We start from the raw sequence: 9178 nt of genomic DNA, 5'->3' as shown, positions 1-9178 counted from the left end.
TTGCTCCGGGTAAGCGCCGCCCTCCGGTTACCGGATGCAGCGAGTAGGTTTGGAAAAGGCCGGACTCCCAGCCTTATTTTTACTTCGGATCGAAAGAGCCCAAAGCAAGCGAAGCGTTGCTTCCGATCTTTTCCTGAAGCACTGTCTTGAATTCCTGCGCGATGTCTTCCCGCTGAACTTCTTCCCCGACCCAGCGCAGCTTCAAAGCTGGCACGGCGCCGCTGGTAATCACCGAAATTCTCAGGTTGATTTGCTGCTCGGTCAGCCCCTCGAACGGGATCACGCTGAACAACAACGCCGCCGGCAATGTCTCTTTGCTGCGCGCCTCGATCTGATCCATAGCGCTCCGGCTGGCGCTGGTGTCGCCAACGGTGGTTTCGGATTCGCTGCTGGCCTTGACCGTGATGGTGCGAACCGCTGCGATCGCCTTTGCCACAGGGATTGCTTTGCCTTCGTCGTCCACTGGGGTCAGGTACTGGTGCCAGTCTTCAATCCAGTCACTCAGCTCTTTCTGAGACATGGCCCGGCCACCGACAGACTGAGCAGCCTTGTAGCCGGCCGACGCCTTCAGCTTCAGGACCGCACGGTCATCTGCGTGGCCGGGCAGCTCGTCTGTTCCCAGGTTGAACAGCAGGGTGCATGTCATTTCGTCCTGGTCGATGAAGCCCTTGGCGGCCGGGATGGCCCGGGCGGCGACGTAAGCGCTGAAGTCAGCTAGCGAGTGGGTGGAGTAGATCCCACGGAAGCGGCTGCGGCCGGCCTGCCATTTTTCGAGCGTGACCACTTGGCAGCCATCAGGCAGTACCACGGTGGGCGTTTGAGTTGGAAGAGCCTTGCCTGCGGCTTGCAGGGCTGTATCGGTGATGAGCTGTACTGCTTCTTTGGTCATGGACATTCGTCAGATCCTTGTGAGGCGGAATCAGGTGCGGGGTTTGATGGGGGCTTCTTCGCGGGTAAAAAGCTGGTCGTGCTTTTCAGCGAAGAGGGTGATCTTGCCGCCGGAGCCGACGTACATCGGCGTGTCTAGGCTGGTGTTCTCGCTGCGGGTACCGCGCTTGGTCGGCACCTTGTAGTCGAGCTTGTGTTTGATTTTCACCTGGCTGGATTCGCCGATCTGACTGAAGTCCAGGGTAATGACCAGCTTGCCGGCCTTACCGTGGTCAACAACACCGGCGGCTACTTCGGAAAGGGCGTGGCCGATCTGGCTGGCGAAGGCGCCGCCGTTGAGCTCCTCGAGGAACTCGGCTGTATCTGTTGCTGTGGACATGGCTGTTTCTCCGGGATGGCTTGCAGGCCGCTGGGTGGTAGGTTGAATTGCGACTGGCGAAGGCGCTGGCGCACCTGGGTGTTGATTCGTTTCATGGGGTTTCGGTGAACTTGAAGCCGTTCTCCCGAGCGATGAGCTTGGCCCGCTTGTGGTCGATGCCCATTGCTGCGGCGGCTTTGTTGATCGAGGTACCGGCTTCGGCCAATACCTTAAGGCTTGGTGCCAGGCGATCGCGCTCGGCGCGCAGCTTGCTGCTATGCCCACCGCCGTAGGTGCCATCTTTTACGCCACTGACGCCTTGGGCGACTTCTTGCACGGTGCGCCCGGCGCCAAAGAATGCCTCCAGATGCTGATTCAGCTCATCGATGATCGAGTCCCGCGGGTTGGGCATAGGCACGCCGATCACTGGGCACCTCCGGCAAGGCGGTTGGCCTTTGCTTCGAACTGCATTGCGAGGTCATGAGCGGCCTTATAGGCCTCGCGGAAGGCGCGAGTTTTGCCGGTGGTGAGGTCGACGATCTGGAACATACCGACGCTTTCGCCTGTTACCTGGTAGCGCACCGGTTTTTTCGGTATCGGCCGATCAGTGCGACCGAAGAACGCGGCGCGCGCGGCGTTGGTTTGTTGCAGCAGCACACCGAGTTCGTCGATGCGCTCTTGAAATGATGGATGCATGGTTGATCCTCGGTGTGGGTTGCGTTTATTCGTCAGCAGCCTGACCACCTGGTGGGCGCCGGTGGGCCCAGATGAGGGTGCTGACGAATAAAGACGAGGTGTAAAAAAGCCCAGTCGAAACCGGGCTTTTGTTGGCATCACGAAGACCTCCCTACGTGACGGCCTCCCAGGCCCGCTACTGGCGACGGCCTGGGTTTGAATCATCAGCGGTGGACTTGCTTGGGGTGGCCTACCGATTGCTCGGCCAGTGCGCGGTGACACCGACGACCCAGATGCCGCTGCCTGTCAGGTTGTGCGGCGCAGCCTTCAGGCTTTCTGCGCTACCAGGGTGAAGCCGTTAATGCGGCATTGGTGCAAACCCTCCGTGTTGGGTGTGGAAAAACTCTTCTGATGAGGTGCAATTTGTTTCCTATTGCCGCTGGAGAAGCGGGGCGCATTGCATGCCGGGTCATTCACTCGGTTCTGGCGTTTCACCATCGAGCAGCCGTCCAGGTTGTTCCTGTCGTTGGCAGGCTTTCGGGCCTGTCTGCTCGCCGGTCGCCGGTAGAGGCAATGCGGTCTGTTGTTTGTTGCGCTGACTGTTAAAGAGCAGTGGGTCTCTTGAGGCCCTGACCGTCTGCTTGTGTTTATGTTGCAAGTCGGCTTGCATTTATAAAAGCATGCTTGTGTATTGAATGCAAGCACGCTTGTATTTATTTTTTGTACTGTATGGATATACAGCATCAGCAAAGGAGGTGTTTTATGGCAAAGCAGGATAAGAAGAAGGAAGCGGGGCCCAAGCCAATGACGGGCATGGAGCGATTGAATCTGCGCGTTTCGTCGATGATCAATCACCCGACGTCGCAACTGAACAGGCTGGTTACCATTCATCGCCTGGACACGGACGGGCAGATGGAATGGAGTGAGTTGCTATTGGTGCTATCAGATACGGACGGTATCGAAATGACCATCGAGGATGGTGATGAGGCGATCACTCTGCAGTGGGAGGCCGCGAGCGACGAAGATCGACCGTTAGAGGTTGATGATGTATCTGTGGCAGAGGATCCGGCACCGTTTTAGCGGTCACAAAAAAGCCCGCTCGATTGGCGGGCTTTCTTGTTTTGTGTCAGGTCAGGCTTTTCTGGCATTCCAAATCAGCAAAACCTTCGCGTGGATTGTCACGTCGTCGATCCTGGCCTGCTGGTCCTTGTGCTTCTCATTGTCAGAGATCAGCCAAAAATGATCCTCGTCGGACATCTGCAGGCGCTTGATGTAGAGCAGGCCGTGCCAGGTGATCACATAGATCCCATCACCGATGAACTCATTCACTCCACGGTCAACAATGACAGGATCCTTGTCATTGATCGTGCCTTCCATGCTCTGACCCCAGCCAGTAATCACGGCGAGGGCGTTCAAAGTGGTGAATGTCACACCCTTCTCTCGCAACACGTCCTCACGCACGATCAGGTTGCGGACCGTCTCGCTGTAATCTGGCGGTACCTGGCCATGGCCCATGGCGGCACGGATGTCGTATTGAGGAATCAGAACCTCGTCGGCCCTGGCGCGAAGGCCTGAAAAATCCGCAGGGATGACATTGCCAGACTTTACTTCGTTGGCCGTTTCAGCAACGGCTTCTGCGATCTTCTGCTTTGCGACATCAGACAGATTCTTCCCGTGCTTCGCCAGCATCTGCTGAACGATGTCGGCCGATGACTTTCCAGAATCCTCGGTAGATCGGGTTGGAGTCATGCGGCGCGGCGGCTCGCCTTTCCCACTCAGCAGCCAGTCGACTGTCGTGTCGTAGCCGTCGGCGATCGCCTTCAAATTCTCATTCTTGATGTTGCCTGTGTCACCAGCAAACCACTGGCGCACAGCCTCGTAGCTGACTCCGCAAGTGGTCGCTATGTCGCGCTTGAACCCGCGTGCGCCGACCTCTGGCTTGCGAGCACGGACGAGGGCAGTAATTCGATCAGTAATTTTCATGCGAGCAATCTACAAGTTAGCTTGGCAAGCATGCTTGCTTAGTAAACACAAGCATGCTTGAATTGGCGCACATCACAAGGAGTCAGCCATGAACCGTGCCGACGCTATCAATTATTTCAAAGGGATTGCTCCCTTGGCCAAAGCGCTCGGAATCACATACGAGGCGGTCCGGCAGTGGGGCGATGAAATTCCTCAGCTCCGCCAGTACCAGCTTGAGCTGGTGACCAACGGCCAGTTGAAGGCCGACAAAAAACAATCCGCTGCATAGGTCGTCCCTGTCGTTGATCCGTAGGGCAAATGATCGCGCACACCGTGGCGAGCATCCACGGAAACAAAATCGAGGTTTTACGAATGGAAAATTTCTTGAGGGCTTGCCACACCACCATCAAGGAAAGCGGGGCAGAGGAGCTGGCAGGGAAAATGTGCATGGCTCACGTGAGCCTTCTGCAGCGTTCAAACCCGGATAACGCGGCGCACCACCTAACGATCGAGCATCTGTTTGGCGTGCTGCTCCACACACAAGATATGCGCCCGCTGATGGCGCTCGCTGACCAATTCGGTTTTGACCTCGCTGCTCGTGAAAAGCCGAAAGCAAAACCGCTGATGGCCGCGCTGGGCCTCTTGTCCGCGGAATGCGGTGATGTTGGTCGATTGATTTTCGATGCTGCGGCGGACAACCACATCAGCCAGCACGAAAAAGCCCAGGGCGAGAAAGCAATCCTTGAAGCGATAGACGCGCTGCAGGTCCTGCGCGAATCGCTTAAGGCTGCCTGAATTTCAGGCACAAAAAAGCCGGGCTGCAACCCGGCTCTTTCAACAACTTGTAAAACACTGTGGGGCCATTATGAACACGATTGTTGCTCCAAGCAATACCGTCACCATGTCGAGCCGGGAGATTGCTGAGCTCACCGGTAAGCAGCACAAGAACGTCCTTAGGGATGTGAGCGTGATGCTTGAGTCGCTCGAAAAGGCTGGCTCAGATCTGAGCCAGGCAGTTCGATATACGGATGAGCGCGGCCGCACCTCGGAAGTTCGTCTAGATCGCGTCCTGACCGAGACCTTGCTTACCGGCTACAGCATCCCTCTTCGTCATCGTGTCGTGACACGATTGCAGGAACTAGAAAAGGTGTCGCGACACTCCATGTCGCTGCCTACCAACTTCGCCGAAGCTCTCCAACTCGCCGCCGATCAGGCCAAGCAGAACGCCTCTCTGCACCAGGTCATCCAGCAGCAGGCGCCCAAGGTTCAAGCCCTGGAGCGCCTGTCCGGTACCCACGGCTCGATCTGCATCACCACGGCTGCCAAGCAACTCGGCATAGGCCCTCTCAAGCTCTTCAAGTGGCTCAGCGACAACCGCTGGATATACCGCCGCGCCGCGTTCTCGGCCTGGTCTGCGTACCAACCCCGCCTCACCGCCGGCCTGCTCGAGCACAAGCTGGTCAAGGTAGGCAAGGGCGCCGAGGAAGATCTCAAGGTGGTCGAGCAGGTCATGGTCACCCGGAAGGGCATCACCACTCTCGCTGAACAAATCCAAGGAAACTCGCTGTGAGCGTTCAAGCAATGTCCTGGGCGCTCTCTTTGCCCGTTCAAACACTCAAAGACTCAAGCGCGCGTCACGTGCTGCTTTGCCTGGCCAACTACGCCGGCTCTAACGGCACGGGCGCCTTTCCATCCGCCTCCACGCTTGCGCAGGATACCGGGCTGTCCGAGCGGACCGTTCGTTACAAGCTCGACGACCTGGAGCAGTCCGGACTGATCAAGAAAGGTAACCAGGCCATCGCCGCAGTGCACATCGATCGCCATGATCGCCGCCCAGTCGTATATGACCTTCAAATATTGCGGGGTGCAAATCCTGCACCCCGTGCAATACGGGGTGCAGATGGCGCAACGGGGTGCAATTCACAACAGAACGGGGTGCAGCCTGGAACAGAACGGGGTGCAGCGGCTGCACCCAATCCATCACTTAACCATCAAGGAACCGAAGAGCAGCAGCAGCGCGAGCTTGCCGAGTTGATCGCTGAGCAAGATCGCCAGGCTCTGGAACCGCAGGATGATCGCCAGCGCTTCGCCATGTTCGCCGAATTCGTGCCGCCGGAAGACGCGCTGCAAACTCAACTGAAAATCGCCGGGATGCCAGCTGACGCTCTGACCGCTGAACTGCTGGCCGGCTTCAAGGGTTTCTTCGTCGCCAAAACATCCGTTATGGACACGGCCGCCGGCTGGTGTTTCAAGCTGGCCGGCTGGATCAAACGAGAGCGCGCGCAGGACGCTGCCGCTGCCGGCAGCGAGGACGGATCGTCCGGCGATGACTGGGCAGCGAAAGGAGTACGCCTGTGAACCGATCAAACAAGCCTGTCGCCGTAGGTGAGTTGGTTGCTAGCCGCCGGACTGATCCAACCTATCAGGGCCCCAATCAATCGCCAGCAGTCGTTGCTGTGGATCCTGCAACCCAGGCGGTAATTGACGACCTTTTCCTACGTCTGCGCGGTGCTTGCGGAGCCTGGCGGCAGTCCTGGCCAACCGAGGCTGTCATGAACGCTTCGAAGCTGGAATGGTTGGGCGAGTTCATGCGTTCGGGCATCACCAGGATGGAGCAAATCGATCACGGAATGCGCGTTGTGAGCGCGAGCAAGTCGGCTTTCGTACCTGCCCCCGGCGTGTTTGTCAGTTGGTGCTTTGCCCCCGAAGGCCTCGGTCTGCCCAGCGTCGAATCTGCTTACGCCCAGGCGCTCCGCAACTGTCATCCCGCCATGCGCGGTTGCTCGAAGTGGTATCACCCAGCCGTATACCACGCTACGGCGGCCGCGGGCTTCCACAGCCTGCCACTTCTGTCGCGCGAGCTTGGGTTGGCCAGCTTCGAGAAGCAGTACTTGATCCAGTGCCGCCGCATCTGGCAGGGCGAGCAATTGGGACCTGTACCGGTAGCAGAGCTGGCCTTGGAGCCGAGGATCACGCCGGAGGTGGGGAGAAAAGCCTTGGCCGAGTTGCGCGCACGCCGTGCGGGAGGCTCCCGATGAGCAAGCTCACCACTGCCGCGCGTGACCGCGATTGCCAGGTTCGATTTCCGGGCTGCTCGTGCGAACCGTCTACCACCGTCCTGGCGCACTACCGCCTGGCCGGCACCTGCGGCATGGGCATGAAGCCCAACGATTTCCAGGCCGCATGGGCCTGCGGTTACTGCCACGACATCGCCGACGGGCGCCTGCGCGCGCCTGGGCAACTGACCAAATACGAGATCCGGCTGTTTCTGGCTGAGGGCGTCATGCGCACCCAGGACATCTTGATTCGTGAAGGGAAGGTGAAGATTTGAAAGCGTTCTGCCCGAAGGCCTTCAGCGCGAAGCCAGCGCGCGCCAAGTCAATTGACCGTGAGGGCCTGGAGCAGGCAGCCCTGATCAAGGAAATCAGCCTGCGCTATCCCGCCGCCGCGAAGTTGATCTACCACGTCCCGAACGGTGGGCACCGGCACAAGCTGGTGGCTATCAAGTTGAAAGAGCAGGGCGTGAAGGCCGGCGTCCCCGATCTGGTGTTGCCCATGGCGCGCGGCGGGTACTTCGGCCTGTACATCGAATTCAAGGCGACCGCGCCGCACGACGCCGCCGTGTCCCCGGCCCAGGACGCGTATCTGCAGGCGCTGACCGATCAGGGTTACCTGGCCATCGTCTGCCGTGGGCACTTCGACGCTATCGAGGCAATCAGGGCCTACCTTCTTCAACCTCAAACCAAGGCCGCCGCATGACACAGACAATGCTCACTTCGTTTACCGATGCCGAGATCCGCCGCCAGGCCGGCAATACCGCCATCCGTGACCTGCGGGACGCCCGCTACCCTGGGGTTTACTTCCGCTTTCACCAAAACCGTGAGCGCGGGACCTGGTACCTGGTGTCGGGCAATAAGTGGGAGAAGATCGCTGCGTTCCCACAGCTCCCGGTGAAGGGGCTGATCGGTGCGTTGCCGAAAATTCGCGAACGCCTGGCAGCCGACCCAAAGGCATCAGCCGCCGCGGGCACGTTGCAGACCGTTGGCGAGCTGCTGGACTGGTTCACCGCCCGCCAGGCCGTTGACCGCAGCCTGTCGTCCAAGCGTCGCTCTACCAACACCTCGATCATTTCCTGCCACCTGAAGCCGCGGCTCGCCGATATCGCCGTGGAAGACGTCGACCGTTCCACCCTCGATAAGCTGGTGATGTGGCCGATGCAGGCTGAAATGTCCCTGTCCTACGTCCGTCTGATGTGGGGAGTGCTGGTGGTCGCGTTCCGCCAGGCCGAGAAGCTGCGACTGATCACCGCCAACCCCATTGCCGGTTTCAAGTTCACTGACTTCACCAAGGCCCGAATCCAGCCCAAGCCGTCACGCTTGCGGGCCGTGCAGCTCGAGGAAGTGATCGGCGACCTGGCCGCCGGCTTCGACCAGCACCCACAGGACTGCATGCTGGCCCTGATGATGCTGTGCCACGGCACCCGCGCCGGCGAGACCAGGCAAGCGCAGTGGTCCCACTTCACCCTGGGTGAGCAGGGCGAGTGGTTCATTCCCACCGAGAACACCAAGACCCGCTGCGAGCATCACCTCCCACTCACCCATCAGGTGTGCGCGTTGCTGGAACGGTACCGGGACTGGCAGGCGGCCAAGGGCTACAAGGGCACCTACGTGTTCCCGGCGCGCGGTCGTGGTCCGATCAGCGATAGCCAGGCCTGCGCTGTTTCCACCAGGCTAGGCAAGGGCGAGTGGACCAGTCACGACCTGCGCAAAGTTGCCCGCACCGGCTGGACTGACCTGGGCGTCGACTTCCTGATCGGCGAGATGCTGGTGAACCACACCATGACCCGCAACGTGCAGACCTACATCCATACCTCGGCGGAACTGCTCAAGCGCGAGGCCTTGAACAAGTGGCATGACTGGCTAGACGGGAAGGGCTTTGGCCTGATTCACCGCTCGACCATGACTAGAAACGGAAATTCGCACAATGACGTCGAGGCCTTGAATGACGTGGCCTCTAGCCAAATCCAGAAACCATAAAAGGCGAGGTTTAAAAATGATGAAAAAGAGCAGTGCCCCCGCCCAGACCTACCTGAATTCTCTATCGCCGGCAGCGCGGTCAGCTGCAATGCGCGGCGGAATGGAGGGCTGGGGCCAGGTCGGCGGCCTCCCTGAGCACATCCGCTATATGGAGGCGCTGGTGCCGAAGTCCCGCAAGCTTTGCCATTGCGGATGCAGGTCTCGGAAGTCGCATGTCGGTAAATGCAACGGCGTCGCACTGATGTCAGGGTGTGAGCTT

At 59.3% G+C, this 9178-nt stretch carries 14 protein-coding genes; 9 read left to right on the top strand and 5 right to left on the bottom strand.

What is annotated here, in order from left to right:
* Positions 1-79: 79 nt before the first annotated feature.
* The 4 genes from ACODSV_RS05275 to ACODSV_RS05260 form a co-directional block, all read right to left on the bottom strand.
* Positions 80-895: a DUF2303 family protein gene (locus ACODSV_RS05275; protein WP_454843362.1), complete on the bottom strand. Its 816-nt coding sequence runs from the start codon at positions 893-895 to the stop codon at positions 80-82.
* 24 nt (positions 896-919) lie between these two features.
* Positions 920-1267 carry a hypothetical protein gene (locus tag ACODSV_RS05270; RefSeq protein ID WP_454843363.1) on the bottom strand — a complete coding sequence of 116 codons (348 nt, stop codon included), beginning with the start codon at positions 1265-1267 and terminating at the stop codon, positions 920-922.
* A gap of 91 nt (positions 1268-1358) precedes the next feature.
* Positions 1359-1673, bottom strand: coding sequence for a hypothetical protein (locus ACODSV_RS05265; RefSeq protein WP_454843364.1), 315 nt, complete (start codon positions 1671-1673; stop codon positions 1359-1361).
* Positions 1670-1942, bottom strand: coding sequence for a hypothetical protein (locus ACODSV_RS05260; RefSeq protein ID WP_454843365.1), 273 nt, complete (start codon positions 1940-1942; stop codon positions 1670-1672). Before ACODSV_RS05260 ends, ACODSV_RS05265 begins: the two co-directional genes overlap by 4 nt.
* Positions 1943-2683: 741 nt before the next feature.
* Between ACODSV_RS05260 and ACODSV_RS05255 the strand changes: the two genes are divergently transcribed.
* The gene (locus ACODSV_RS05255; protein WP_489046135.1) at positions 2684-3001 is read left to right on the top strand and encodes a DUF1654 domain-containing protein; all 318 of its coding nucleotides are present in this window, start codon (positions 2684-2686) and stop codon (positions 2999-3001) included.
* A gap of 51 nt (positions 3002-3052) precedes the next feature.
* On the opposite strand, the gene ACODSV_RS05250 is transcribed toward ACODSV_RS05255, so the two are convergent.
* Complete coding sequence (locus ACODSV_RS05250) at positions 3053-3904, bottom strand: XRE family transcriptional regulator (RefSeq protein WP_489046133.1); 852 nt, start codon at positions 3902-3904, stop codon at positions 3053-3055.
* Between the two features lie 88 nt (positions 3905-3992).
* Here ACODSV_RS05250 and ACODSV_RS05245 point away from each other — a divergent pair, with 88 nt between their 5' ends.
* The 8 genes from ACODSV_RS05245 to ACODSV_RS05210 all read left to right on the top strand — a co-directional run bounded on the left by ACODSV_RS05245 (position 3993) and on the right by ACODSV_RS05210 (position 8919).
* Positions 3993-4172: a Cro/CI family transcriptional regulator gene (locus ACODSV_RS05245; RefSeq protein ID WP_198865814.1), complete on the top strand. Its 180-nt coding sequence runs from the start codon at positions 3993-3995 to the stop codon at positions 4170-4172.
* Between the two features lie 83 nt (positions 4173-4255).
* The gene (locus ACODSV_RS05240; RefSeq protein WP_489046156.1) at positions 4256-4678 is read left to right on the top strand and encodes a phage regulatory CII family protein; all 423 of its coding nucleotides are present in this window, start codon (positions 4256-4258) and stop codon (positions 4676-4678) included.
* A 70-nt stretch (positions 4679-4748) separates the two neighbouring features.
* Positions 4749-5453, top strand: a complete 705-nt coding sequence (locus tag ACODSV_RS05235) for a phage antirepressor KilAC domain-containing protein (protein WP_489046131.1) — start codon at positions 4749-4751, stop codon at positions 5451-5453.
* An 11-nt stretch (positions 5454-5464) separates the two neighbouring features.
* Positions 5465-6241: a helix-turn-helix domain-containing protein gene (locus ACODSV_RS05230; RefSeq protein ID WP_489046154.1), complete on the top strand. Its 777-nt coding sequence runs from the start codon at positions 5465-5467 to the stop codon at positions 6239-6241.
* Positions 6238-6921, top strand: coding sequence for a replication protein P (locus tag ACODSV_RS05225; protein ID WP_489046129.1), 684 nt, complete (start codon positions 6238-6240; stop codon positions 6919-6921). The genes ACODSV_RS05230 and ACODSV_RS05225 overlap by 4 nt, the downstream gene beginning before the upstream one ends.
* On the top strand, positions 6918-7214 hold the full coding sequence (locus ACODSV_RS05220; RefSeq protein WP_489046127.1) for a DUF1364 domain-containing protein: 297 nt from the start codon (positions 6918-6920) through the stop codon (positions 7212-7214). Before ACODSV_RS05225 ends, ACODSV_RS05220 begins: the two co-directional genes overlap by 4 nt.
* A complete protein-coding gene (locus ACODSV_RS05215) occupies positions 7211-7642 on the top strand; it encodes a VRR-NUC domain-containing protein (protein WP_489046125.1) in 432 nt (143 codons plus the stop codon). Before ACODSV_RS05220 ends, ACODSV_RS05215 begins: the two co-directional genes overlap by 4 nt.
* Positions 7639-8919, top strand: a complete 1281-nt coding sequence (locus tag ACODSV_RS05210) for a tyrosine-type recombinase/integrase (RefSeq protein ID WP_489046123.1) — start codon at positions 7639-7641, stop codon at positions 8917-8919. Before ACODSV_RS05215 ends, ACODSV_RS05210 begins: the two co-directional genes overlap by 4 nt.
* The last annotated feature ends 259 nt before the right edge of the window (positions 8920-9178 follow it).

The sequence above is a fragment of the Pseudomonas sp. FG86 genome (assembly GCF_057808775.1).
Note: the sequence above shows the minus strand (reverse complement) of the source record. Positions and strands in the feature narration are given on the sequence as shown.